General features: G+C 63.8%; 24 protein-coding genes. 6 read left to right on the top strand and 18 right to left on the bottom strand.

Features of this window, described 5'->3' with window-relative positions; genetic code table 11:
- Positions 1 to 63: 63 nt before the first annotated feature.
- Both Q8Q88_RS01240 and Q8Q88_RS01235 read right to left on the bottom strand, forming a co-directional pair.
- The gene (locus tag Q8Q88_RS01240; RefSeq protein ID WP_305673381.1) at positions 64 to 441 is read right to left on the bottom strand and encodes a hypothetical protein; all 378 of its coding nucleotides are present in this window, start codon (positions 439 to 441) and stop codon (positions 64 to 66) included.
- Positions 442 to 813: 372 nt separating this feature from the next.
- Positions 814 to 1,047 carry a hypothetical protein gene (locus Q8Q88_RS01235; protein ID WP_305673380.1) on the bottom strand — a complete coding sequence of 78 codons (234 nt, stop codon included), beginning with the start codon at positions 1,045 to 1,047 and terminating at the stop codon, positions 814 to 816.
- A gap of 293 nt (positions 1,048 to 1,340) precedes the next feature.
- Between Q8Q88_RS01235 and Q8Q88_RS01230 the strand changes: the two genes are divergently transcribed.
- Entirely contained in the window at positions 1,341 to 1,865 is a 525-nt protein-coding gene (locus Q8Q88_RS01230) for a MucR family transcriptional regulator (RefSeq protein ID WP_305673379.1), read from the top strand.
- A 69-nt stretch (positions 1,866 to 1,934) separates the two neighbouring features.
- Here the strand turns inward: Q8Q88_RS01230 and dapD are convergent, their stop codons facing one another.
- The 6 genes from dapD to Q8Q88_RS01200 all read right to left on the bottom strand — a co-directional run bounded on the left by dapD (position 1,935) and on the right by Q8Q88_RS01200 (position 9,359).
- The gene (dapD, locus tag Q8Q88_RS01225; RefSeq protein ID WP_305673378.1) at positions 1,935 to 2,780 is read right to left on the bottom strand and encodes a 2,3,4,5-tetrahydropyridine-2,6-dicarboxylate N-succinyltransferase; all 846 of its coding nucleotides are present in this window, start codon (positions 2,778 to 2,780) and stop codon (positions 1,935 to 1,937) included.
- A gap of 19 nt (positions 2,781 to 2,799) precedes the next feature.
- Positions 2,800 to 4,368: a class I tRNA ligase family protein gene (locus Q8Q88_RS01220; RefSeq protein WP_305673377.1), complete on the bottom strand. Its 1,569-nt coding sequence runs from the start codon at positions 4,366 to 4,368 to the stop codon at positions 2,800 to 2,802.
- An 11-nt stretch (positions 4,369 to 4,379) separates the two neighbouring features.
- The gene (locus Q8Q88_RS01215) at positions 4,380 to 5,864 is read right to left on the bottom strand and encodes an HAD-IA family hydrolase (RefSeq protein WP_305673376.1); all 1,485 of its coding nucleotides are present in this window, start codon (positions 5,862 to 5,864) and stop codon (positions 4,380 to 4,382) included.
- Between the two features lie 3 nt (positions 5,865 to 5,867).
- Complete coding sequence (locus tag Q8Q88_RS01210; protein WP_305673375.1) at positions 5,868 to 7,112, bottom strand: aspartate aminotransferase family protein; 1,245 nt, start codon at positions 7,110 to 7,112, stop codon at positions 5,868 to 5,870.
- A 25-nt stretch (positions 7,113 to 7,137) separates the two neighbouring features.
- Positions 7,138 to 8,382, bottom strand: coding sequence for a hypothetical protein (locus tag Q8Q88_RS01205; RefSeq protein WP_305673374.1), 1,245 nt, complete (start codon positions 8,380 to 8,382; stop codon positions 7,138 to 7,140).
- Positions 8,383 to 8,540: 158 nt separating this feature from the next.
- Entirely contained in the window at positions 8,541 to 9,359 is an 819-nt protein-coding gene (locus tag Q8Q88_RS01200) for a nucleoside-diphosphate kinase (protein WP_305673373.1), read from the bottom strand.
- 282 nt (positions 9,360 to 9,641) lie between these two features.
- Between Q8Q88_RS01200 and Q8Q88_RS01195 the strand changes: the two genes are divergently transcribed.
- From Q8Q88_RS01195 to Q8Q88_RS01175, 5 genes are read left to right on the top strand one after another with little or no spacing between them, the layout of a single operon-like run.
- Complete coding sequence (locus Q8Q88_RS01195) at positions 9,642 to 10,457, top strand: gamma-glutamyl-gamma-aminobutyrate hydrolase family protein (RefSeq protein ID WP_305673372.1); 816 nt, start codon at positions 9,642 to 9,644, stop codon at positions 10,455 to 10,457.
- Positions 10,454 to 11,569, top strand: a complete 1,116-nt coding sequence (locus Q8Q88_RS01190) for a hypothetical protein (RefSeq protein ID WP_305673371.1) — start codon at positions 10,454 to 10,456, stop codon at positions 11,567 to 11,569. The genes Q8Q88_RS01195 and Q8Q88_RS01190 overlap by 4 nt, the downstream gene beginning before the upstream one ends.
- 5 nt (positions 11,570 to 11,574) lie before the next feature.
- Positions 11,575 to 12,738 carry an aminotransferase class I/II-fold pyridoxal phosphate-dependent enzyme gene (locus Q8Q88_RS01185; RefSeq protein WP_305673370.1) on the top strand — a complete coding sequence of 388 codons (1,164 nt, stop codon included), beginning with the start codon at positions 11,575 to 11,577 and terminating at the stop codon, positions 12,736 to 12,738.
- 9 nt (positions 12,739 to 12,747) lie between these two features.
- Positions 12,748 to 13,803 carry a DUF6001 family protein gene (locus Q8Q88_RS01180; protein ID WP_305673369.1) on the top strand — a complete coding sequence of 352 codons (1,056 nt, stop codon included), beginning with the start codon at positions 12,748 to 12,750 and terminating at the stop codon, positions 13,801 to 13,803.
- Positions 13,804 to 13,814: 11 nt separating this feature from the next.
- Positions 13,815 to 14,360, top strand: coding sequence for a DUF6031 family protein (locus tag Q8Q88_RS01175; RefSeq protein ID WP_305673368.1), 546 nt, complete (start codon positions 13,815 to 13,817; stop codon positions 14,358 to 14,360).
- A gap of 24 nt (positions 14,361 to 14,384) precedes the next feature.
- Here the strand turns inward: Q8Q88_RS01175 and Q8Q88_RS01170 are convergent, their stop codons facing one another.
- The 10 genes from Q8Q88_RS01170 to Q8Q88_RS01125 all read right to left on the bottom strand — a co-directional run bounded on the left by Q8Q88_RS01170 (position 14,385) and on the right by Q8Q88_RS01125 (position 25,220).
- On the bottom strand, positions 14,385 to 15,614 hold the full coding sequence (locus Q8Q88_RS01170) for an MFS transporter (protein WP_305673367.1): 1,230 nt from the start codon (positions 15,612 to 15,614) through the stop codon (positions 14,385 to 14,387).
- Positions 15,615 to 15,759: 145 nt separating this feature from the next.
- Entirely contained in the window at positions 15,760 to 17,574 is a 1,815-nt protein-coding gene (gene glmS, locus Q8Q88_RS01165) for a glutamine--fructose-6-phosphate transaminase (isomerizing) (protein WP_305673366.1), read from the bottom strand.
- A gap of 88 nt (positions 17,575 to 17,662) precedes the next feature.
- Positions 17,663 to 18,484, bottom strand: coding sequence for a sterol desaturase family protein (locus tag Q8Q88_RS01160; RefSeq protein WP_305673365.1), 822 nt, complete (start codon positions 18,482 to 18,484; stop codon positions 17,663 to 17,665).
- A 232-nt stretch (positions 18,485 to 18,716) separates the two neighbouring features.
- Entirely contained in the window at positions 18,717 to 19,901 is a 1,185-nt protein-coding gene (locus Q8Q88_RS01155) for an aminotransferase class I/II-fold pyridoxal phosphate-dependent enzyme (RefSeq protein ID WP_305673364.1), read from the bottom strand.
- A 134-nt stretch (positions 19,902 to 20,035) separates the two neighbouring features.
- On the bottom strand, positions 20,036 to 20,719 hold the full coding sequence (locus tag Q8Q88_RS01150; RefSeq protein ID WP_305673363.1) for a bifunctional 2-polyprenyl-6-hydroxyphenol methylase/3-demethylubiquinol 3-O-methyltransferase UbiG: 684 nt from the start codon (positions 20,717 to 20,719) through the stop codon (positions 20,036 to 20,038).
- 55 nt (positions 20,720 to 20,774) lie between these two features.
- On the bottom strand, positions 20,775 to 21,536 hold the full coding sequence (locus tag Q8Q88_RS01145; RefSeq protein ID WP_305673362.1) for a hypothetical protein: 762 nt from the start codon (positions 21,534 to 21,536) through the stop codon (positions 20,775 to 20,777).
- Positions 21,537 to 22,052: 516 nt separating this feature from the next.
- Positions 22,053 to 23,282 carry a beta-ketoacyl synthase gene (locus Q8Q88_RS01140; protein ID WP_305673361.1) on the bottom strand — a complete coding sequence of 410 codons (1,230 nt, stop codon included), beginning with the start codon at positions 23,280 to 23,282 and terminating at the stop codon, positions 22,053 to 22,055.
- Between the two features lies 1 nt (position 23,283).
- On the bottom strand, positions 23,284 to 23,604 hold the full coding sequence (locus Q8Q88_RS01135) for a phosphopantetheine-binding protein (RefSeq protein ID WP_305673360.1): 321 nt from the start codon (positions 23,602 to 23,604) through the stop codon (positions 23,284 to 23,286).
- 46 nt (positions 23,605 to 23,650) lie between these two features.
- A complete protein-coding gene (locus tag Q8Q88_RS01130; RefSeq protein WP_305673359.1) occupies positions 23,651 to 24,772 on the bottom strand; it encodes an SDR family oxidoreductase in 1,122 nt (373 codons plus the stop codon).
- Complete coding sequence (locus tag Q8Q88_RS01125) at positions 24,765 to 25,220, bottom strand: SRPBCC family protein (RefSeq protein ID WP_371129794.1); 456 nt, start codon at positions 25,218 to 25,220, stop codon at positions 24,765 to 24,767. The genes Q8Q88_RS01130 and Q8Q88_RS01125 overlap by 8 nt, the downstream gene beginning before the upstream one ends.
- Positions 25,221 to 25,424: the final 204 nt, after the last annotated feature.

Raw genomic sequence — 25,424 nt, 5'->3', positions numbered from 1 at the left:
TGGGGGACCAGGGCCGGCTCTTCGGACCAAATCCAGCTCGGTCAGTCCCAGGCACCTGGAGGGCTAGAGGTAGCTATCGGTTATCACCATCAAGGACCAGAAGGCGGAAAGCATGGTCACGCCGAACAGGAGAAGGCCACTGAACAGGGCGAACCGATGGGCCGGTCGCGAGGCGCGCGCGACAATGAAGGGAAGGACCACGCTGACCACAATCATCAGATAGATGAACCCACTGGGCCAGGAGACAATGCCGTCTTCAACTTCGGCCCTGCCGCTGAAGGCGAAGGCCCATGCGAGCATCGCCATGGGCGGCGCGGCCAGAATCAGCACCGGCGGCAGATGCCGCCTTGCAACGGCGTCCTTGTACGGAAATGTCATCAAGGCGCCCAGCGCGCCGCAGACCAGTGCGCTGAGCGGCAAGATTTCGAAGATGAAGATCAACCCCACACCATGCATCCCCGCGGCCCGCTGGGGCGGCCAAGGTCTTGAAGGGCATCCTGCTTCGCGCTAGCCGCCAAGCCAATCCTGCGAAGCGCATCGCGCGAAGTAGGATGGCGGGCCAGGACCGATGAAGATGGGCAATATGTCTACGCCATCGCTCTATAACCGCTGGCCGCAAACACACTTCCCGAACGTTTGAGGATGGCGCGAAACCGATTACCTCGCCGCCGCTGCAGACTGGGGTCGCCAGCGTCCCGCTAAGGGCGGGAACGCAACTTCCATGGCAGGCCATAGCCCAAATGCAATGAGCGTTGGGTTCGCTATTTCAGTCAGATCCCGCCCGCTGCGTCTGAGGCGGCACGATGTCCTCAATCAGGAAGGCTCCGCCAGCGCCCGGCACAACGCATCCAGCTCAGTTTCGATGATCGAGAGCAGGTTTAACGCTTCAATGTGGTTGGCGCGAGCGAGAGCGCACTCTGGCAGGGCGGCCAAGAGCTCAGCATCATCAATGGCGTGAAAGATCGAGATCATACCCTGGAGTTTCGCTCGGACGCTCTTGGTTGCGTGTCGACTTACCGTGGGAAGGCGTATCACCTCGCCGATCATGCAATTCCCCAATGCAACAGGTCGGCGGCGTGGCTTCTACTTCGCCTTGTGCCTAGCCGACGTTCTCCGCCAAGTGAAAAGGATCACACCTGAGGCGCAGTGTCCACGGTCTCGCCCATGGGTAGCAAAAATTCCTTCGGACAGGACTCGGTGAATGTAAATCGAAATCTGACTCAACGGATGTCGAAAGCCGAGCTTATAGTGAATCTGTCAGACTTGAGGTCTAAATTTGCCAATCGATGTCACTTGGCGTACCTCCAAGAAAACGCGTCGAGCGCGTGAGGAATCGACATATGGATACCAATGACACGCAGGTCTCCGCAAGGCTCGCGGCAGATGTCCTGATTGCTTATTTGCGGCGCAACACAATCCCGGCTGCGGAACTGCCGGACTTGGCGCGTTTGCTGCGAGATGCTTTCGCTGATGAGGGTCCAGCCCCGATTCCGGAGCGCATATCACAGCACGGGCAAGTGCAGGGCGAAGTGGCGGACGCTGGATCGGCGTCGAAGCCCGCCGCGGGGGATACCCCCAGCCATGAGGAATCCAAACCTCCGACCCCTGCCGTCGCGATCGACGATTCGATCCATGACGACTATCTGATCAGTCTTGAAGACGGGAAACACTATCGCTCCCTGCGACGCCATCTGATGGCCAAATACGGAATGACCCCGGAGGACTACCGCACGAAGTGGGGCCTGCGGCCGGACTATCCCATGGTCGCGCCCAGCTATGCGCGAGACCGTTCCGAAGTGGCGAAGCGCAGTGGCCTGGGGCACTCACCGGCCCGGAAGGGCGCCCGGACCCCGCGGCATGCCTAAAGGCGAGCGATGTCCTCGCCCGACCAGCACGCGCCTGGTGGTAGACTTTCAGGTCAAGCTCGGGCGCCCTCAAGGCTCCCGCACCAGTTCGTTGATGCTGGTCTTGGATCGGGTATGGGCGTCGACCGTCTTCATGATCACCGCGCAATAGGTGGAGGGCATGCCCTCGTGCGGCGGGGGCCGGCTGCCGGACATCACGACCGAATAGGGCGGCACCTCGCCGGTCGTCACCTGCCCGGTGCGCCGGTCGATGATCGGCGTGGTCGAGGTTAGGTAGACACCCATCGATAGCACGCTGCCTTCGCGCACGATCACGCCCTCAGCCACTTCCGAGCGCGCGCCGATGAAGCAGTTGTCCTCAATGATGGTAGGGTTGGCCTGCAAGGGCTCCAGCACCCCGCCGATCCCCGCCCCACCGGACAAGTGCACATTCTTGCCGATCTGGGCGCAGGAGCCGACCGTGGCCCAGGTGTCCACCATGGTCCCTTCGTCCACATAGGCGCCGATGTTCACGAAGGACGGCATCATCACGGCGCGCCGGCCAACAAAAGCGCCGCGGCGGACCACGCAGCCAGGGACGGCGCGGAAGCCTGCGGCCTCGAACTCGGCGGCGCCCCAGCCGGTGAACTTGGAGGCCACCTTGTCCCAGTAGGGGCCGGGGGCGGGGGCTTCGACCAACTGGTTCGGGAACAGACGGAAGGACAGCAGGATCGCCTGCTTGGCCCACTGGTGGGTGATCCACGCCCCGTCGTCGCCACGGCTTGCCACGCGCAGGGTCCCGGCGTCCAGGCGCTCGATGATCTCGGCCACCGCCTCGCGCACCGCGCCCCCGGTCCCGGTGTTGATCGCCTCGCGGTCTTCCCAGGCGGCTTCGATCACGGACTTCAGGTCTGAGGCGTTTGCTTGCGGGAGCATCCTGCATCCTGTTTCGGGGTTAGACCGCAGCGCGGCGAGCGACGGGTTCAAGCTCGGAGGGGTGCAATGGGAGAGGCGCGTCAGCCTCAAGTTTCGTAACCTCGCCAGGATCCGACAGGGCGCTGGTGGTGGGACGGCCCGTAAGGCCGAGGCTGCGCCACACCGCCCCTGCGAGCTGCGGCGCCACGGGCTCGGCCAACAAGGCGAAGGCTTGGAGCCATGCGCGCCGCGCGCCGGGCGAGTCCTCAAACCTGGTGTCGGTCATCCAGGACTTCAGGAGGCTGGTCGCCTCCGCCAGGTGCAACCGCCGCGGTTCGAGGACCGAGGCCTGTGCGGCGATCACGTCCCTCGCTTGCGCGCAGACCGCCCGATCCGGCGTGTCGCCCGCTCCGGCGAGAAGCGGCGCCAGACGCTCGACGCGCCAACGCCTCAAATCATTGATGGTCGAAATGATCTCGTTCGTTTGAAGGTCATGGGGCTCATGCTCCAACGGCGCCTGTGCAAGCGCGAACCTCAGCTCGTCGCTGGAAACCGAGGTCTCTTCCACCAGCTGGCTGACCAGGATCCCGTGCTTGCGGCTCTTGGAGCACTTGCTGCCATCGAAATGGAGCAGGTGGTTGACGGCAATGGCGTCGAACCCCCGGAACGCGTCGCTGTTCAGCGCGAGCGTTGAGGCGACCACCAGGCCTGCGCCCGCATTATCCTTGCCGAACAGCGCGACGACCGTCGCGCGCGACGATCGCGCGAGGAGATTCGCCGGCTCACCGAGACGGGCGGCTGCGCGCGCACCGCAGAACAGGCAATAGAGATAGTAGGAATTGCTCAGGACACAGTCGGGATCGACCATCCGGCTCCTCATGCCCCAGGAGCTCGGTTGAGACAGTCGTGCGCGAAGGCCCGCGCGGCTCATGTGCCGCGCGGCGATGTCGATGAATGCTTCGGCGACGCCGGCCGATCTCAGAACCGCCAGCACGGCCTCCTTCGAGGGCGCTTCGGCAAACCAGCTATCCTTCGCGACCCAATCGATGCCGCTTCCGTCGAAGCGGGAGCGGGGCTCGACCACCTCGCTCGGCTGGAAGCTTCCGCCACAGGCCACGCACGAGTTTCCCGCCACCGGCTTGTCGCACTCGGGACACAGGCCCGAGATCCACGGTCCGGTCAGATACTCACCGGTGCCCTGCGAGGCCGGTACGTGCTCCGGGGAAAGCGTGGCTCGGCCTCGATCCGACAACTCGCGGAGAAATTGCTCATGCAGGGCGATATAGTCGGCGCGATCACCATCCGACATCGGATCGATCCAGATGTCGGGCTCGACGCCGAGATGGGTCAGATCTTGCCGGATGCCCGCCGTCATGCGCCTGCAGGTTTCATGCGGGTCTTCGCCGGCGTGGCGCGCCTCCATAAGCACCCAGTTCTCGTAGGCGTCGGGACCTGTGGCGACGACGGCGATCTCGCCATCGCGCCTCAGGCGTCGCGCGAGCGCGTCCGCGCGTAGATAGGGGCCCGCGGCGTGCCCGATGTGAAGCCGTCCGTCCGGGGTCGGCTGCATGGGCAGGATGAGATGAATCGGACTTGCCTCGCGGGACATGGACACACTCTTCAGAATTGCGCGACGGTCTGTGCGCCGTCAGGCGACGGGCCCACCCGGGAGGACGCCGATCCACGTTCAAACCCAGGGAGGATGGGGCCGAGGATATCCGAGAGCCGCGAGACCTTCGGGCCCTTCCATGTGCGCGGGCGACCGGTGTCCAGCATCACGCAGGTCATGCCGATACTGGCGGCGCCCTCGAGTTCGCTATCGTCGCCATCGCCGACGTAGAGGCAACGCTCCGGGGTGACGCCAAGGCGCTCCGCCGCCAGCCGGAATATTCTCGGGTCGGGCTTGAGGAGCCCGACTGAACTGGAAAACAGCCGCGCGTCGAAAAGTCCTCCTAGCGCACTGCCCGCGAGCATTTCAGGGACATCGGATGTGCAGTTTGATACGACCGCCAGACGAAAGCCCGCGCCACGCAGAATGCGGAGCGTGATTTCGGCGTCGCTGTCCAGCACCCGATAGGCCCTTCCGTGAATCTCCGATCGATGGCGCATCACCTCGGCGGAGACCTCTTCCGCATTGCGCACCTGCAGGTCCGTGAGCAGGCTGCGCAAATGGCGTCCCAGGTCGCCCGTCTCACGGCTTTGGCGATGTTCAGCCCAGACCGGAGCCAGGCGCGCCTCCGGCAGACCTATGAGTTCGACGGTCTTCGCGAAAGCTTCCCGCTTCAGCGTGTCGGGAAACGGCACCAGGGTGTTCCAGAGATCGAAGCAGACGGCGTCGAATTCCCGGGGCGGCCCGTCCCCCTTGAAAAGCCGTGTCTCCGCGCCCCAGAGCGGCGGCTCGTCCGGCCCTTCCGGTCGTCGGGACCGTGCGATGCGGGGCGCCGCATAATCGCTGTTGTCGACTCGGATATCCGCGCGCGCCGTGGCGCGACTGACAGCCAGATAGCGGGCTTGGGCGGCGAAGTACTTGGTCGCATATCGCTCGACGGTCACTTTGCCCAGGCGATCGCCGTCGCGGACGATTGCGCGGTCGAGCGCTGTTTTCAGGGGCACGTCAATATGGATGAAGACGTCCCACAACCCGTCCAGTTCGGGGCGCATCAGGAACACGCCCTCGAGTACGACAATACTCTCCGGCGAAATGTTGTAGTCGCGGCGGACCGACATCTCGTCGGTCACCAGATCGAGATGCAGGTGGCTTGCCACTAACGCGCCTTCGCGGCGGATTGGCTCGAGGATTTCGGTCTTCAAATGCTGGATATCGAAGCTGTCGCAATAATACGCATCCGCGGGCGCGGCCTGCTCCCGTTGATATCGCTCCGACCGCGGACGGTGAAAGTCGTCGACATGAATGACCTCCACGCGCTCTCCCAATTCGCCGAGGCGGCCGGCGAGCCGCTCCGCAAACCTTGTCTTGCCGCTCGCATCGACGCCGCTGATAAAGACGATCAGCGGTCGACCCAATGGGCGCTTGGTCAGGATTTCGCGGCCGAGGTCCGCAAAGACGTCGTGCGCCGCGCTTTGCAGCATTTCGCGGATCACCATGGTTCAGTTGGAAAGGACCAGGTCCAGCTTGTCGACAACCTCGACCAAGTCGTCCTCGGTGATGACGAGCGGCGGCTTTAGCTGCAGGACATTGCTGTGCTCGCCGACCTTGCTGATGCGCAGAATAACGCCATGCGACAGCATCTCACGGAAGATGCCTAGCGCCTTCTCGCCGTCTGGCGCGCCGGTCTTCGGGTCGACGATCTCGATGCCCAACATCAGTCCAATCCCGCGGACGTCACCGATGCAGGGATGCTTCTCGCTCAGCTTTTCCAGGGCGCCGCGCAACCAGGCTCCCTTGCGGACGACAGCCGGAAGGATGTCCGACGTCTCAAGGTAATCGATCATCGCCAGAGAGGCGGCGCAGGACAACACATTCGCGCCCGACGTAAATTCGTGCTCGCCATAGGCGAGGACGTCATATTCCTCGGTCATGATGGTCGCCGCGATCGGCAGGCCCGCCCCGAGGCCCTTTCCCAGGCTCAAGATGTCCGGCACAACCCCATAGACATCCATCGCGAAGGTGGTGCCTAGCCAGCCGAAGGCGGTTTGAATCTCGTCCCAGATGAGCGGGATGTGGTGCTCATCGCAGAACTGGCGTACCCGCTCATGGTAGGCCTTCGGCGGCGCTAGGACGCCGGCATCCATCATCACTGGCTCCATGATGATGCAGTTGATGTCGTCGCCGCTGTCGCGGAGGATGCCTTCAAGGCCATCCAGGCACTCCGAATTGCAGCTATTAGCCGTCTGGCCAAACGGGCATCGGAAGCAGTACGGTGCGGGCAAGTACTTCGTATTCCTCTCGCCGAGGTAGGTGTTCTCCCAATGCTTGCCGCTGATCCTCATGGACTCAGCGGATTGGCCCAGATGGCTGTGCATTCGCGAGATGGTGGTGCTCTTGCCGGTCTTCTTTCGCACGGCCTTGATCGCGCACTCGTTGGCCAGGCTGCCCGTCACGCTCGAGAGGTTGACCCGCGCCAGGGGCGACGGCGTGATGGCGACAAGCTTTGCGTGCAGGCGATCGGCGATATCACTTGAGAAGCGCGAGGAGGCGTAGGTCAGCTTTCCAAGCTGTTCCGACACGGCCGCTTGGATCACTGGATGACACTGACCGAGATTTATGTTCAGCGTTTGAGAACAGAAGTCTATGTATTCATTGCCGCCGACATCAGACACGCGCGCGCCTTGCCCGCTAACAAGGTGAGCATGTACCGGTGCTGTATTCTTCGTATAATTGGTCGGTAGCATGAAAGTCTTCTCCCCATGCAATATGTTATTTAGTTTTTTCAATTACAGCTCGGCGGTCCCAAATCATTGCTGACTCGCTCAGGCGCTGGGTGAGGGCAGCGCCGAGCCGCTCATAAAGGTCGACGGCGTACTGATGGTGATCGCGAAGGTGGGGCGGCGTGGGCTCCACACGAATGGCCGCCAGGGGACTGAGGCGTACGCGGCCAAGGTGAAGGAACCCATCCGCACCGGGCTCCAGGGGACGATTCTGACCCGGGCCATGCGCCAGGTTCTCATCCACCCTGATCTCGGGGATCTGGCCTTCGTAGCCGAGGGCCTGCACCACAAGATCCGCGGCCTCGAACAGTCCCGCGCAGTCCACGAGGCCGGACGCCTGATGCAAGCGCACGGTTGGGAGTCTGCCGGACCAAACGTCCAGGAAGAGGCTGCGCGACTGGTGCCTCAATCCTGAATCGCGAAACACGATGCCGGTCTTCGGGCAGACGTCCTGCGCCTCGCGCGCAAGCTCTTCCCGGGCCGGAACCTGCTCTTGCCGCGCCTGGGCCAGGTCGGGATAGGCTAGTCGCGCGCGCCGCCGATGCACGATGTCGATGCTCGGGGGGCGGTAGGGCGGTGTCCGCGATCGATGGGCCGAGCAGAGATCAAGCAGGACTCGAAGCGCCGAGAAGGCGCTGTGAGAATTGCCCGCGATGACAATGCGTCCGCCGGCGTGCTCTTGCAGGAGGCCCTCAAGTTCCGCCCGGCGGGTGATCGAAAGAATGTCCGCCGAGGGCCAAACCTTTCGACTCCAGGGCGCAAGATCCGAGTGCAGGACCTCATGGCGGCCGGTCCCTAGGACGCATATCAACGCGTGCAGGGTCTCGCCATTGTCCAGGGTCACCGTGACGGGCGCCCCGGAGGCAGAATCCACGTCAATGCGCGTGACCTGGCGGCCCAATCGCACGCCGGGTGCGCCTAGGGCGTCGCCGACGGCTTCGGCGAGCCGCGAAAGGGCGCAACTCACGTCCTTCAGCCCGACCGGTTGATCGGCGCGGGCGACCGGGCCGATGACCGGATCATCAAGCGCCCAGGCGAACGCGCCGTCGTGATCGATGTGCCGGAAGAACCCGGACCCGTTGGAGCTGGACACCGCATCGAGATCGTCGAACGCCCCCGCGCCCCACCGCGAGGCGCGCTCGATCACCACGGTGTCGCGGGCGAGCAGCTCTGGTCGGGAGGCCAGAAAGGTCGTGGTCCGGAATCCTCCGCCCACGAAGATCAAGTCGTGCACCCGGTCATTCCGGCCCTGTGGAGCGCGGGCCTGGGCGGCCTGTCTAGGGTGTGACCTGGCCAGCGGGCCAAGGCCTTGCGGAGCCCGCTCATCGCCGGGCGTCTGGCCTCCGCCGTCATCGCCGATGACGGGCGGGGATGGTGAATGGCCAAGTTGGGTCATGACTCGGAAAGCGCGGCTCGCTCGCGCACAACGACCCGCAGGCCCTTGTCCTTCAACATGGCCGCTAGGTCGGCGATCTCATCATGCTCGCCGCTTCTTACAGCGGCGCCGCGCCGCACTTCGGACTCGATGTAGAGACGCATGGCGGTCTCAAGCGGCAAATCCAGATGGTCGTGAAGGACGCAGATGCCGTAGTCGATGGGGTTCGGGTCGCCGGGCAGCACAACCACGTCGTATCGGCCGGCGGCCTTCGCCACGAACGTGGCCGGCCATCCACCGCGCTCCTTGTCCGCCCATATCCGCGCAACCATGGCCCGGAAATCGGATGGACCGGCGCCCGCCGCCTTTCCGTGAAAACCGACCCGATTGTCCTCTGGCGGGGAGTTCAAGGCGCTCTGCGGCACCTGGATCGAGAACAGTGTCTCCAGATTGATGTCGCGCTCGTAGGCGTCTGACGGACAATGCAGGGCGTTTTCAAAGGCGCACGCCTCGTATTTCGCGCGCAGACTGTGTTTCACCTCGCAACAGTCCTCGACGGCGCGCGCGCCACTGACCAGAAAGGCGACGCACACGCCCTCCCGCATGTAGCGGAAATAGAACTCGCGCATGATCGCGTGGGCGGGTGACCTGAACATCGGCCACAGCTGGACAATCTCGTCTTCGCTGAGGTGGACGATGCGTTCGGCCTGGATCTGGAGCCCCTTCGAGGCCAGTCCGTCGAGCAGGTCCTTCCGGACGGCCGCCGAGCGAGCGCCATCGGGCTTCAACAGCATAAGGCTGCGTTCCACGCCGTTGAATTCGCCGTCCAAGGTCATCGTGGCCCCCAACTCCTCGACCGCTACACTTGCGTCGAGCCAACCAACCCGCGGTCGGTGCGCGCTAAACATTCCGCCTGAGGAACTTGTCGACAATCCTGGCCAAGCGCAAGCGTCGCGAGAAATCTATTTTTAGTCTTGCATTTCACGCGGCCTGATTGGAATTTCCACAACGTCGCGATACACTTAGTTTCTCGGGGTTGGAAAGCTAAATATCGACGCGACTTGGCCACATCTACGCTGAACTTGGTGATTGAAATGTCGAAGAGCGCCTTGTCTTCAATGCCGATCGTCGGCGTGTCGTGTTCGGTCCTGAGCCCTTGGGACGCCGAGGTGCACCACTCGGTGTTCGATCCCTATGTGCGGGCGCTGGTTGTATATGCGGGGGTCAACCCCGTGCTGGTCCCGGCGCTTGGAGACGGCAGTTGCGGTCAGCCGGAGAACATGCGCGCCTTGCTGGCCCGGCTTGACGGCCTAGTGCTGACCGGCAGCCCTTCCATGGTGCAGCCGAGCCTCTACGACGGGACGCCCAGCGCGCCGGGCACGCACCACGATCCCGCCCGAGACGCCACGACGCTTCCGATGATCGGCCTGGCGATCACCCTTGGCGTGCCTCTCCTCGGCATCTGTCGCGGGGCCCAGGAGCTCAACTGCGTTGCCGGTGGCACCCTGCACCAGGCGGTCCACACCTTGCCCGGCAAGCTTGATCACAGGGCGCCAAAGGGGGTCGCGACCCAGGGCGACAAGTATAAGCCCGCCCATGACGTCGAGTGCACGCCGAACGGTTGGCTGGAAGCGATCGCCCTCGAAGCGGGGGTCGATCCTCGACGCGTTCCGGTCAATTCGCTGCACCAGCAGGCCATCGATCGCCTTGGGCGTGACCTGATCGTCGAAGCGCGGAGCTCCGATGGCAGTGTCGAGGCCATAAGGGTCGCGTCGGCGAAGAGCTTCGCATTAGCGGTGCAGTGGCATCCGGAGTGGCACGTCGAGGACCAGCCGATGAACCGCGCGCTGCTAGAGCGCTTTGGCGTGGCCTGCAGGGCGAGGGCCGAGGCCACGAGCCCCGGGACGGCGGACCTGTCGGGAGTCTTTGCGTGAACGACAGTCAAACCCAGGACCGACTGGGAGGGGTCTCAAACGGCGAGCAGCGGGCTCAACTGGTCCTGCTAGACGGCCAGGTGCATGTGCCGCACGCGTACATCCTGTCTCAATGCTACGCCAAGCCGGATGACATTGTCCTTGCGGCGGGCACCTTGGTGGAGGGGATCGGCAATCAATACTCCGATATCGACGCCTATGTCGTGACGGATAGACTTCGGCGTCCCTCGGAGATCCTCCCCGGCGAACATCACCGCGTCATCGGCAAGAGCCGATCGATCATCCATTCGGCCTTAGATGACGAGTTGATCTATATCATTCACACGGTCGTTCCCGGGACGGGGATTAAGGTGGACGTCGAGTACATCACTTTCGAAGACGTCAATTCGCTTTTGGATCGAGTCTCAGAAATCTTTCAGTATGCGATCAGCCATCCGATCCTGCTGACCAAATATCTCAGCGAGCGAGAAGAGAACCTGATGCACAGGTTCTTCAACCAGGTGTCGCTGCAGAACGGTGATCGGCTGAACAATCTGCTGGCCCGGGTTCCGAAGGCCCATTACGCCTACCTTGCCTATCGCTGGAACGCCTCGGACTTTTCGGTCCTACTGGATCTCATGGGCGCCTGGAGCGCAGGCGAACTCGATCGGGCCGTGGATCTCGCGCGCGAGAACCTGCTCACCCAGATGGCGGCCTATATCGCCCTCCAGGGTGTCACCAACCTGCGGCGAAAATGGTTGCTGACCTATCTCGAACGGCTGCCGCCCGAGGATAGCGACCTGAGGGCGGACTTCATGAGCCATTTCTATCTGGAGGGTGCGTCGACGGAAGCGGGCAAGCGCGCCTTCGTCGAGAGTTCGCTGGATCTTGTCGACAGAATCTATGGCCGCTCGTCTCCTCGCCTCGCCGAGATTCCAGGTGCGCCGTCGGGCGCGGCCGGACTGGAACGTCTCGAACGAAACCACGCTCTGGTCGGCGATCAGACCCACTACGCCGAACTGGAGCTGGAATACCGGGCTAAGGTCTATGGGCGTCCTGGACGGCCTTCGCGCGAGTTCCTCGGCTCCTTTGGGGCCGCCCGACGTCCCCAGACCGCGCCCGCGTCGCGTTGACATCGGTGATCGACCTCAGCGTCAATCTGCCGATCCTAGAGGCGCAGCATGGCGTCGTCCGTTGCGCCCTCGCGGCCGCGTTCGCGGATGAGAACAGCGTCCGACGGACCGCGCTGGGCGGGGCGCTGGAGGTCGACACCACTACGCGCTCGATCCTGAGCGAGGGGCTAGCCAGGTCTGGCTGGCGGCCGGCTCCGGAGATGCTCGTGCTGGCGCCGGGGGCGAAGCACGCCCTAGCCGCAGCGCTTGAGGCGACCGTCCCTCGGGGGGGAATCCTCGGCGTCGAAGTGCTGTCCTACCCGACCGTTCGTGTCATCGCGGCCGAGCTCGGCATCAGATGCCGGCCATTGGCGATGGACGACGGCGGGATTCGTCCCGACGCGGTTCTCGAGGCTCATGTCCAGGAGCCGCTCGCTGCGGTCTACCTGCAGCCCACGCTGCACAATCCCCTGGGCATGACCATGTCGGCGGCTCGGCGCCGCCAGGTGGCCGAGGCGGTCTCGCGGTGCGGGATCCTGGCCATCGAGGACACAGTCTTCGAATTCCTCTGCCCGGACGCGCCTCCGCCTTTGGCCGCCTTCGCACCGAAATCGACGGTGCTGATCGATAGTCTCTCGAAGCGCCTGTCGCCTGGCCTGAACCTTGGGTTCGCCGTCGCGCCCGACGAAGACCTCGGGCGCCGGATTCATGAGGTGCTGGACGCCCGACGCTGGGAGCCCGCCGGTCTCGCGGTCACCTCAGCCAGAACCCTGATGGCGACTGGGGTCTTGACCCAGATCGTCCAGGGCAAACGGAGCGACGCCGCCCTGCGGAACGCGCAGGCGAGGCGGAGTTTGGCGGGGCGGGAGGTCGAGGGTCACGCTGGGGCCTATCACCTCTGGCTTTCGGTTCCCGCTTGGCCCTCCGCCGCCGCCTTCGCCGCCGCCGCGGCCGCCGAGGGCGTCCTTGTGGCGCCGGCTGACGGGTTCCATTTTGCGGCGACAGCGCCCCCGAAGGCGGTGCGGATCGCCCTTGGCGGCATTCCCCTGGAGGTGCTGGAGAGCGCATTGGGTCTGGTGGCCGATCTGGCCGGCCGGCCGCCGGGGGGCGGGCGGAAACCTTCCGTCCCACGGCCTGCTCGCCCGGTCCCCGGGCGCGGCCGTCCCCACAACCTTGGCCCGGATACATGAGGTGCTGGCTTGATCCTCCAAGATGAAATCGACCACTACGTCGCCGGGGCGGAGGTCGCGGGACGTCTCTGCACGGAAGACTTTTTCCGCAAGGCCAAGCTCGACCGCGGTGAGCTTGAGCGCTTCGCTCTTCGGCCTTTCGAGGGCGAATACGCGACCTTCTATGTCAGCACGGTCGTCCGTGGCCTGGCGGGGAGCCTGAGCGACATCGACCTTATCCTGGTGCGAGAAGACGAAGGAACGCTCGGCTCGCCCATGTCCCACATGCTCTTCCATGGCGGGCGGCGCGTGGGGGTGAAGGTCATCCCTCGCGCGCAGCTGGACGCCGCGTTCGAGGGGCTTTCAAGAGCGGTTGTCCCCGGTGCGCCGGCCTCGCTGGTCCTGCCTCAGTCGCCCATCCGATGGGCTGACCTCGAACGCATCGTCAACGGCTATTCCTTCACCCGTGGCGCGCCGCATCTGGGTCGGTTGCCCCTTCTGGCGGCGACCGCGACACCAACCTTTCTCGAGACCTTGCGCGAACAGGCCGCCTATGCCGCGGTCGCCCGATTGGCTGGACAGGGTCACGCCCTGCACGGCTATGTCGCGAACGCCCTGAGCGCGGCGATGGACGCCTTGATGGCGGCCTCCGGAAGAATCCAGTCCAACAACAAGTGGACCTTCGAGCGCTGGCGGCGATTCTCCGGGGAGGTCGTCACCTCCGGAGCCCGAGATATCGCCTCCCAGATCGAGCGTGCCCGACTACAGTTGATGGAGGTGACGGACGGCGGGGCCGACCGCTTGCTCGGTGCGCTCGCCGAGACCCGAGATCGTTTGCATCGCGTGCTCGACGCGCCACTGGGCGAATCCACCCTCGACCTGGCCGAAGGTGTCCAGGCGCATCGCTACTTGGCTGGGTCGACCAGCCTGCATGGCGTTCGTGGAGTGGCGATCGTTCCCGATCCGGTCCTAGAGCGCTTGAGAGGCCTGTCGGATCGCCATCTCACCGAGCTTGAACCCGCCGAGGGCCTCAGCGCCCTGGTCCTGTTGCAGCGCAGTCTTCTTGCTCAAACTGTAAGGGCTTAGTCGTGACGATAGTGGATAAGGACGAGCCCAAGGTTCAGGGCGCCGCGTCGAAGCTCTTGGCGAGCCGGGTCATCTATTCGGCGAACTACGCCACCGCGATCGAGGCCTACTGGCTGGCGCTCTCGCACTTTCGAAGCATCCTGGAAGACGTGGAGGGCGTCGAAGGGCGCGACCAGTATCTTGTCGCACTTCGCTACGAAATCGCGGAGAAGCTGCAGGAAGTTGACGCCCTGCTCACCGGCACGGCGTCTGAGGTGGGCCCCGCGCACCGATTGGCCTATGCGCTCGAACACGGCTATGTGGCGTTCGGATTGAGCGGCGCGGCGGTGCGTGAGGCGATGGGGTTCGACCAGCGTCAGGTGTCATTTGACGTCTTGCATGAGGCCGTTCTGGCCTTTGGCCGACGCGTCCTCGAAGACCTGCCCGGCGAGATTCCCGACACGATGGGCCCATCCGGGCAACGCCAAGTGATCCGGGCGATGCAGAACTGGTCGGTCGCGGCGGCCGCGACGGGGGATGACCTAGGCTTTCTGGCCGCCAGGTTCGAAGAGATGTAGCCCCATCGCCCGAGGGGCGACAGGTCAGTCCGCGCTCAGCGAAGCTTCCACGGTGTCGGGCGGCCCGCCTGCGCCAGGCCGCCGCAAGGTCGGGCTCGCCAGGAGCAGTCCGAGGCCTAGCAGAGCGATCACGCTGGCCGTGAGGTATGGGCTCTGGGCCCCCTGGGATGCGAAGATCCAGCCGAACGAGGTCGGGCCGATGACCCGGCCCAGAGCGCCGGCTCCCATGGCCAGCCCCATCACCCTGCCCTGACCGCCCGACGTCGCGGATCGCGACAGCATCGTGTCCACAACGGCCTGATTGCCGGTGATGCCGCAGAAGAGCACGGCCGCGCCAATGCAGACGGCGACCAGGTTTCCACTCACAAAATACAAGGTGAGGCTCGCCGCGGCACAAGCCGTGAGTCCGGCGCTCAGGATCGCTGGACTGGTGAAGCGATCAAACAGACGCGGCATGACCACAGCCTGGAAAGGCACGATGGTCGCGGCCACCCAAAGCATGAAGAGGCTGACCCCCCGCGCCGACCATCCCATGGTTTCATGGGACCAAAACCCGGTCATCGCGACGAGTCCGCTTTGGCAAAGGGCCAATAGAACCAGCAGGGTAAGCAGTAGGACGTGTTGGCCCTGGACCCCTGCGGCGGGAAGGGAGTCGGTGGGCGCAGGCTCCGAGCCCCGTGACGTCGGCTCGATGACGAACCGCGATACCAGCAGAATGGAAACGCTCGTCGCAACGGCGGCCAGAACGCCCGGTGCGATTGCCTGGTGGTTCAGGCTGGTCAGGGTCAGCAGGGCCCCAAGTCCCGGTCCGACGACAAACCCCAAGGCCCAAACGGCCGTGGCGAAACTCATCGCCTTGCCGCGCTCCTCCTCGGAGGTCGCATCCGCCAACGCGGCATGGACCACGCCCAGGTTCCCCGCCATGGCGCCGGCCAAGGCGCGCGCGAAAATCAACATCGCCAGGTTCGACGACACGGCGAACAGCAGGTACGAGATGAGGGTCCCTACAAGCGTGATGATCAGCAGGGGCTTGCGGCCGAACCTGTCCGACAGCCGCCCCATGATCGGCGCCGACAACACCGATGTCAGCGCATGAACCGTGACGACGGCGCCGCCTAGCGCGGCGCCTGCGCCGATGTCCATGAGTAGGAACGGCAGGAACGGGACGATGAGCGCATAGCTAATCGAATCGATCAGGATCACAGTGTACAGAGCATTGAGCTCAGCCTTGGTTCCGCTTCGACCCACTGCCATGTCCCGTTCCCATCCAAGAATGCAGACTCGCGATAATCGGCTGGCGGCCGGTTATCGCCCGGGCGTAAGGCCCACGTACATTTGAGCGCGTATCTCGCCCTTGGGTCTAGGGTAATTTATAGAGTTATGCTTGAAGTCTATCCAATTATTCCACAGTGACGGACTTCGCTAGATTTCGGGGTTGATCGACGTCCGTCCCTTTGCAAACGCCGATATGGTAGGCGATCAGCTGGAGCGGCACCGCATAGATCAACGCGTTGATGAGCTTGGGCCCCGTCGGGACGATGATGACGCGCACCTCGGAAGGCGCACGAGCAGCGCCTTCTGCGTCCGTGATCATGGTGACTGGTCCGCTTCGGGCGATCACTTCGCGCAGGTTGGACATCGTCTTATCGAAGAGCTCGTCAGAAGGTGCAAGAACGACGACCGGCGTCACGTCGTCGATGAGCGAGATTGGCCCGTGCTTCATCTCGCCGGCGGCGCATCCTTCGGCGTGGATGTAGCTGGACTCCTTCAACTTCAAGGCGCCTTCCATCGCCATGGGATACATCACGCCCCGGCCGAGGAAGAGCATGTCGCAGGACCGCATCAGGTCCTGCGCCAGGTTCGCGATCTGGCGTTCGATCGATAGGGTCTGCGCGATCAGCCGCGGCGCCTCGAGAAGCTCCCGCACGTACCGCCGTTCCGTCGCGACGTCGATGCGACCACGCTGGCGCGCGCCGGCGATCGCCAGGGAGATCAGCACCACGATCTGCGCCGTGAACGCCTTGGTCGACAGGACGCAGATTTCCGGCCCGGCATAGGTGCCAAGCACGATATCGGCTTCGCGGGCCATAGTGGACTGGTGCGCGTTGACGATCGCCGCGGTCCGCAGGCCCCGCTCCTTACACCATCGCAGGGCCGCAAGCGTATCCGCCGTCTCGCCGGATTGCGAGATTGCGACGGTCAAGGTCCCCGGATCCATGACCGGATTGCGGTAGCGGAACTCGGAGGCGATCTCGATGTCGACCGGGATGCCGGCGATGTCCTCGATCAGGTATTTGCCCACCAGGCCGGCATAGTAGGCTGTGCCGCACGCCACGACCTGCAGCCGCGAAATGCCCGTGAAATCCAGTATGTGCTCCGAAGGCGAGCCCGCGACTGGATCGATGTAGCGCGCAAGGGTGTGCTGGCTGCTGTCGGGCTGTTCATGAATCTCCTTTTCCATGAAGTGGCGATAGTTGCCCTTCTCCACCAGGACCGCGGAGGACGCGACGGTATGCTTTGCGCGTTCGACGCTGTTCCCCTCAGCGTCGAAGATTCGCGCGCTCTCGCGGTTGATCGCGACATAGTCGCCTTCTTCGAGATAGGTGATGCGATTTGTGAAAGGCCCGACCGCCAGGGCGTCGGAGCCGATGAACATCTCCCCGTCGCCATAGCCGACGACGAGCGGGCTGCCGCGCCGGGCGCCCATCACGAGATCGTTCTCGCCCTCGACGATGACGGCCAGCGCATAGGCGCCCTCGAGCCTGTCCAGCGTCGACTTGAGCGCCTCAAGTGGGGCTGCGCCGGAGGCCAGCGCGGCCTCAATCATATGCGCGACGACTTCGGTGTCGGTGTCGCTCTCAAAGACGTGGCCAGACGCCATAAGGTCGGCCTTCAGGGCGACGTAGTTTTCGATAATGCCGTTGTGCACCACCGCGACACGACCTGACAGGTGGGGATGCGCATTGATGGCGGAGGGCGCCCCGTGAGTCGCCCATCTCGTATGTCCGATGCCGACCTGTCCTTCCAGTGGCGAGGTGGAGACCACATCAATCAGGGCCTGCAGCTTGCCCTTGGCGCGCCGACGGTCCAGCTCTCCGTTGGAGAGGGTCGCTATGCCGGCAGAGTCATAGCCGCGGTACTCGAGGCGCTGGAGACTCTCCAGCAACTGCCCGCTGACATTTGATGACGCTACGATCCCGATAATGCCACACATGTCTCGTCCTCAGATTGAATCGGATACGGCATAGCCCGAGTGCGCCCCCGGGCGCTAGCTGAGCCGCTCGCAATGGTCGCCTCGATCCTCAGGCCCCGGCATCGGCCTTGGCCTTGACCCCCGGATCATAGGGCGCGACCGCACCGCGCCGGGCGGGGTCGTTCAGATAGTCGGGATGCTCCGTCCCCAGGACCCTGTCCCAGAGCGTGAAGTAAAGGCCAAAATTGCAGGCCCCGAACCTGTGATGCAGATGGTGATGGTCCGCCGTCGTCCACCAGCCGAGAATGGGCGTGGTTTTCCAACCGTCGGGGTAGATCTTGTGGCTGCTGTGATGGAGTGCGCTCTGGATAAAAACGATCCAGATGAAGGCCCGATAGACGGAGATGTAGATTGGAAAGGCGGTCGCAACCAGGAAGAAGAACAGGGCGATGATGGCGGCCTCGGGCACACTGAAAGCGAGGGCGGCCCACGGTGTCGGGTAGACGGATATATGATGTCTGTAGTGGGTGCTGCGCTTGACGCCGATGACGTGGAGCATCCGATGCGTGAAGTAGAAATAGGCGTCGAAGAGCACCACAATCGCCAGGAGAGTCACGGGCAGGATCAGAAGGCCATAGCGGTGAGCATCGTCGTAGATGTGGGTGACACCCAGCGGATTGACGGCATGGATCGCGACAGCTGAGACGGAAAAGATCAGGCAGCTGACACTGGAAAGTGCGATCTCCCGATAAATCTGGCCCCTCGGAATCTCGGCGGATGGGTCGCGGTAAGACCCTCGTCGACCGATAGGTGTCTTGTAGAGCAAGAGATAGAGGGTGCCGGCCACGAAGACATAGCGCAGCCAGTTCGCCATGACGGCCAACCCAAACACCTTGAGCTCCGCCAAAAGCCAAGCGCCCGAGAGGGTCATGAGCCGACTCCAAAAAAATATATCCCAAATGATGGAAGAGCCTCGCACGTCGCAAGCAGGAGTTCCACAGTCCTGGTGATTGCAATTCGAAATCTAACGGTGGGATTCCGGAGATAGACTTCAACCTCGGCGAAGCCGGGCCATGAGGGCGGGGAGTTGGCGTTCGGCCACCAGCCGCGCGCCGCCCCACAGTGTTCCGCTCGGCACGCGATCGACGCGGCCGGCCGCGTCGTCAAAGCAGCCGGCGCAGCGCGCGCAGGCCCATCTCGACGGTCGCGGGATCATGGACCAGGGCCACCCGAATATGACTGGCCGCCGGGTCAGGGTCGTCGGGCGTGGAGGGGGTGAGATATGCGCCTGGAAGCACGCGAATCCCGGCTTTCCGCCAGAGTTTCAGCGCAGCGGCTTCCCCGTCGCCGACATTGAGCCACAGGAAGAAACTGGCGGCCGGGCGGCGCAATTCGAAGGCGTCTCCAAGCACGGCCGCGGCGATCTCGAAGTTGCAGCGGTAGTGCCGCCGGTTGATCTCGACGTGCTCATCGTCATCCCACAACGCCGCGCCGGCGAGCTGGATCGGAATTGGCACCTGGCCGCCGCTGAAACTGCGAAGCCTCCGGAAGGCTTCGATGATCCGTTCGTCGCCCGCGACGAACCCGCAGCGCAGGCCGCCGGCATTCGAGCGCTTGGAGAGTGAATTGAAGATCAGCACATTGCGCAGGCCTTCACCGAGGCGGACGCAGGCTTCCAACGCGCCCGGGGGGGGCGCTTCATCGTAGATTTCACTATAGCATTCGTCGACGACCAGAATGAAATCGAACGTCCGCGCCAGCTGAATATACTTCTCCAGGTATTCGAGGCTCGCGACAGCGCCTTGTGGGTTGCTTGGGCTGCAGAGGTAGGCCAAGGCCGTGCGCCGGAGGATCGACGCATCAATGCCGTCGAGGTCGGGCAAGTGGCCGCTCGCTTCAGACGTCCTGAGGTATACAGTCTCGGCGCCCGCCATCCGCGCCGCGCCGTCATAGACCAGGTAGTACGGGCTGGGGATAAGCACCACCCGCGCAGGGCTGCGCCGTTCCGGACCGACCGCGACCTGCGCGATGAGGAAAAGCCCTTCCTTGGTTCCAGACAGCGAAAGGATGTGTCGATCTGGATCCAGGTAGTCGCTGGGGAGCCGATAGCGCCGGTTCAGCCAGCGAACGCAGGCTTGCCTATACGCCAACTCGCCGGACGTCGGCGGATACCTGTTCCAGGCCCGCTCGTTCGCCTGAAGGGTCGTGGCGATGAGTTCCGGTGGAGGGAGTTGAGGCTCTCCAAGGCACATGCGCAAGGGCGTTACGCCGTCCGGGACCGGAACGCCGCGAACCAGGTCCGCCAACCGGTCAAAGGGGTTGACGTCGAAGGGTAGCTGAAGATCCATGACGGCGTCTCTCAAGCAATGGCGCGCGATGCGGGGTCGACAGGTTCCAGCGCGACGGCGACCTAACCCGAAATCTCAGTGCGCCGGGCACATCCTACCCACCGGATCCAGGCTCGCCTTCCGGCCGGCGCGTACTAGGGCTCCCGGAGCACCGCGACGGCACGCCAGCGCTGACCGGTGAGCGGTCGGCTGTAGGGAAAGCTCATCACGCAGTCGTTCAAGAGGCCCGCGGCCAGACCCGCAGCCACCATTTGGTCGTGGTGGACATAGGAGAAGTTCGGCACCGTGGGGTGGCTCTCGATGCTCCCGTTGCCGGCGGAGTCGTTCGACAACAGCAAGAGGCCCCCGGGCGTTAGCAGACGCCGGAAGGCTTTGAGCACGTCCAATAGCGAATGCGCATCCAGCAGGTGTCCCAACAGCCCGTCTGCATAGACCAAGTCAAAACCGTCAGGAAAGACCGTGTGGCAATCCCAGAAATCACAGATCCGGGCGTCGACGCCCTTGAGCCTCGCCATCGCCACGGCTTCGGGCATGGCATCGACGGCGGATACGGAATAGCCGGCGGTGCAAAGGTCGGCTTCCACAAACGCGTTCCCGCACCCGATCGACAGAATGCGCTTTGAGAAATCATGCCCGCACAGCGAGCGAACCTTGTGGCTGATCCACTCTCTGTATTCAATGCTCCAGATACTGGGCGTTACCGAGTCGTTGTATGGAAGATGTTCTTCCCATATCTCGAAAATGTTGCGGCCGCCCTCACGCATCTCCGAGTAATAGGAGAGATTTTGGGTGGTGGTTGCTTCTGCTTCCGCTGTCATATCACAATCCCGTTCGCCCGATGTCGACCTGTTCTCGTCTCGCCAGGTTTGCGATCTATGTGGAAAGAGCGCTTTGGCGTGCGCCGGCCCGCGAGGTGGCGGGCGCTAGAGCGCACTCAAATGAAAAGGCGACCCGCATGTCCCCGTTCTTGAGCGGAGACACGCGATGGAGATTTTGATCACCGCGGATCAGATACGCGGTGTTTTCCTCAATGTAGTGGCTTTCAATCGGCCGACTGGCGAGTAGGCGCGAGATCGCATCTGGCCCCTCGGCGCTCGCGCCGGCAGCGATGAACTGGAACTCGCCGCCATTTCCACGGCGGGGCGCCCGTGAGACCCAGGTGACCGAACAGGGCGCCGTCGCCCACTTCCACGCGCTCTCATGGGCCTCGTCAGCGACCTGGACCAAGGGGGGTAGGAAGACCTGATCGGGAGAAGCTTCCGATCCGTCGCCCATAATTGCGCCGATCAGCCGTCTCAGACTTGGCGCACTTGGCAATGCCACGGCGGTAGCGAGTGCGTCAGACAGGGGTTGACCATAACAGTCCGGCCCCGGGTGCGGCCACCCCACGTCAAGCGGGATGAAGTCCTTCGAGGCGCAGCGTTCGAGGTGTTGACTGATGTCTGCGTCCAGGAGTGGTCGGACGGCGTCTGGAAGGAAGCCGGGGATCTTGCAGAAGCCGTTGACGCGGAAGTCGGCCTGCAGCGCCCTCGCGCGAGATTGGATGTGCTCGGACCTGAAATGAGCGCCAATACTCTGGTCGAGTCTATCCGATACAAGCATATTTTCCACGTCCACCGCCAATTTGGATTTCAAGCCAGCCGGGCGCCCTCGGTCAGTCCCGGCGCAGCAAGCGATTTCTGTCCGTCCATCCCGTCGGCTGCGGTCTCTCAAACCACGCCGCCAGTTTCGCACAATGCCCCCAGCCTCAGCTTAATGAAGACCCCGCCCTCGGGAAATTGAACGACACCAGATTCGAGAGAATAAGTGTAGTCGACATTGCAGGCCGCGCCCTGCGCCGCACTACAATTGAATTCAACTATGCAGCCTCGCGTTCGCCTGTCAATCTTTCGCGCGCCGGGCCAAGTCTAGAGTTTGAATTGGAATGTGAATGAAATGGGGAGGACGCCGGCGGCCTCGCTGGAGGGACCGCTGACCCGTCCCGCGCCCCGCGCGTATAGGGTCGACTTCCGGCCCAGGCCGGCAGATACATTTCACCGAGGCGAGTTCGAGGGCCTCGACAAGTCCGGCGCCCGAACCCCCGGTGACCTCACCACTGCCTGTTCAGCGCCCAGAATGGCTCGCTGCCCTGCTCAATTTCGAGGGCAGAGCCTAGGTCTCCGGAAGCTGGGCGATCAGGGCCGAGTTCAGGCCTCCGAAGGCGAACGAGGTGGACAGCAGGGCGCGATACGAGATCGCCTCGCGTCCAAGCACCAAGGGAAGCGGGCATTCGGAATCCTCGTCGAGAAAGTTGAGGGTGGGAATGGCCTCTTGATGGATAAGCGCCTGAACGCCCAACAGGACCTCCATGGCGCCGCCGGCGCCCAACATGTGGCCGTGGGCGGATTTCGTCGCCATCACGCGGCAGGCGTCCAGGGCGCGACCGTAGACTTCGCGCAGGGCCTGGGTCTCCATCCGATCGTTGAGCAGGGTCCCGGTCCCGTGAGCGCTTATCAAGATGGGCTCGTCGACGGGAAGGCCGGCCTCCGCATGGGCCGCCCTCACGGCCGCCGCCGCGCTTTCGGCGTCGGGCTGCGTCATGTGGCTGGCGTCGGAGGTCGCGCCGGCGCCGGTCAGGTAGCAAAGGATGTGGGCGCCGCGCTCCCGCGCCGCCGCCTCGTCTTCCAGGATCAAGGTTGCCGCCCCCTCGCCGAGGATGGTGCCGTCCCGGTCTCTCGAGAACGGTCGGCAGGCGACCTCGGAGATCGCCTGGAGCGCTTTCCAGCTCTGCAAGCCGCCATAGCTGAGACTTGCATCGCTGCCACCGGCGATGACGGTCTGAGCCCGGCCGGAACGGATGAGATACATGCCCTCGGCGATCGCGTGAGCCGATGATGCGCAGGCGCTTGAAATCGACAGACACAGGCCTCGCACCCCGAAGAGAATGGAAATGTGCGACGCAGGCGCGCTCACCATGAGACGGGGCACGGTCAACGGATGCGGGTTTGGGTGCCCTAGGGCGAACATCCGTTCATAGGCCTGCTCGATGGAGATCAGGCCGCCGGAACAGGCGCCCCACATAATAGCTGCATCCCGCAGCTGCGCGGAGCCCGCGCCCAAGCCTGCCTCATCGAGCGCCTCGGCGGTTGCTGCGGCGGCGAGATTTGCGAAACGGTCGACCGCGATAATAGGCTTGCGCCCGAAGCGCGCCATAAGGGCCGGAAGGGGATCGTAGCGCAGCGCAGCGACCACGGCTGTTGTCGTGAAGGCCCTGTCACCCTCGACGGTCAGGGTGATCGGCCGCGCGCCGCCCTGGCCGGCGATCGCACTGGACCATGTCTCACGCACGCCGTTGCCCAGCGCCGAGACGCATCCCATGCCTGTGACCGCGACTCTCTTCATGTCAGGCCTGCGCGGGTTTTGTATCGAAGGCTTCCGACTCCGGCCCGCGACCTGCCGCCGACCGCCCCGCCTCCAGGAAGTCGCAGATCTCGCGAATCAAGAAGGGACTGCGGTCAGGCGCCGTGTCGCCGTATTCTAGGGCGAGCCAGTCTCGGAAGGGCAGCTTGACGCCGCAATCCTTCTCAATGCGGAACGAGGCGTTGAGCAGGTCTAGACTATCGATTCCGAGGTCCGACAGCAGATGGACCTCGGGGGTGAGGCGTTCGGCCTCTATGCCGCACTCCTCAAACAAGGCCAGCGCGATCAGCTTCATCGTGTCCATGTGAGGTCCCTTCGATGGCGCGGCCCCCGCGCCTTGAACTCGGAGATCATGCGACGCCGGCCTCGTCTCGAACGAGCCAGTCCGGCGTCGCGTGCCGAAGCACACGGTCGAGATTTCGCGCGATCCAGTGGTCGATCACCCGCGGGAGGTAGTCCGCGGGACGGGGCGAGCCTTCCCCCAGTCCCTGGGGCACGATCCGCCGCCCGCTCGCTCCGTGGACGACATATCCGTTCATGATCTCGCTGATCTGCTCGACCTTCTCGAAGCGATGGTCGAGATTCCAGGATTTGGAGGCGCTCATGAGGAAGCGGAATTTGCGCTCAGACAGCACGGAGATCTCGGGCAGGTCAGGAAGGTTGTGCGCGCGTCGGGCGGCGTTCGCGCGATCCAGCGTCAGGCTCACCACCTCCTCTATCGACAACGCGTCAGGGCCAGCCCCCGCCACGAGCCGCAGGAGCGGACGCGCCTCGCCCACGGTCTCGCTGGCGAGTTGCATCTGCCGCCACACGAAGTCTACGGGCGTGGTGTCCAATAGATAGCGTGGCTCCGCGATCACGCAGGGCACCTCGGCCAGGGCCAGGATGCGGATGAGCGGATAGAGACCGTTGAAGCGCGCCATCCATCCGTCGTCGGCCGCGCCGACCACGAGGCTGCACTTCAGAATGGCAAGATAGGTCCGCGTTGCGAACTCATCCACCAGCAGCCGTTCCGCCAACAGCTTTGTGGCTTCGTAGGCGTTTCGTGGCGGATGATCTTCCGCACTGAAGGCCGTCGACAGGAAAACCAGGCTCGGGCGCTCGCGGCTGATCGTCACCACCAATTGCGCGAAGCGCCTCGTGCCTTCGACATTGATGGGCGCGGCGAGCCGTTCGGGCTTCGTCCAGGAGACCTCCGCGGCGCAATGCAGCGCCAGGCACCGGCGCCGCAATCCGACCGCTTCCCGGGCCGCGGCGACCTGCGTGTCCGAGGTGAGGTCGCAGTAGACGGGAATAATGCGGTCGAGGAGGCTCGACCTCGACCCCACCGCTTCCGTCAACCGCGCAAGTGACGCCGGGCTTCTCAGAAGGCAGATGAGGGGCAGCGACGAGGACCTCGCCAGTTCGCGGATGACGAAGGCTCCCACGGCCCCCGACGCGCCGGAAATCAAGACGCAGTCATAGTCAAGCATCTGCTTGCTGGGCGTTTCGACTTCTGCGCTCCAACTCCTCAAGCATCTGAGTGCAGTTTGCACGAATGGCGGCTTCGCCGAGGGGATGGAGGATGTTCGCCAGGGCCGGAATTCCTAGATCAAAATTGACATCGTACTTGGCGATCACGCCATGCGGATCACTGATCGCCTGGAACGAGCCATTCCACTCTGCGAGATCGCCATCCAGCTGGCGAAAAGTCATGCGTCGAGCATTCTCGTCATACTCATCCGCCTCGATCCAGCGCAATTCATTGCCGTTCAGCAGCACCACCCAGGAGGTGGCGGAGTCCGCGCCCTCGAATTCGCAAGCCTCAACCCTCAGAACCTGGTCCATGAATTTCGGATAGTCAGTGAGTTTCCGCGCGATAGACCAGACCCTCTCAGCCACCGCGCCCGGCATCGCCCGCTCTACTATCACCCGCGGCATACGTCCTCGCCAAATGCAAACTACGACAAGGCGGGGCGCGAATAGCGCAGCGGCCTGGATACACTTGGAAACGTCACCCCCCATGGTGTTGCAGTCAAGCGTTGATCTGAGACTTTTTTGTTAGACGTCCGAAGACTTGGAAATATTTTGGGGCCGCAAATGATGAGAGGGCTTTCCGCCCGGAACCCAAGGTCCGGTGTTGGC

This window comes from Phenylobacterium sp. (assembly GCF_030697925.1).
GTDB lineage: Bacteria > Pseudomonadota > Alphaproteobacteria > Caulobacterales > Caulobacteraceae > Phenylobacterium.
This window is presented reverse-complemented; position numbering and strand designations above follow the sequence as displayed.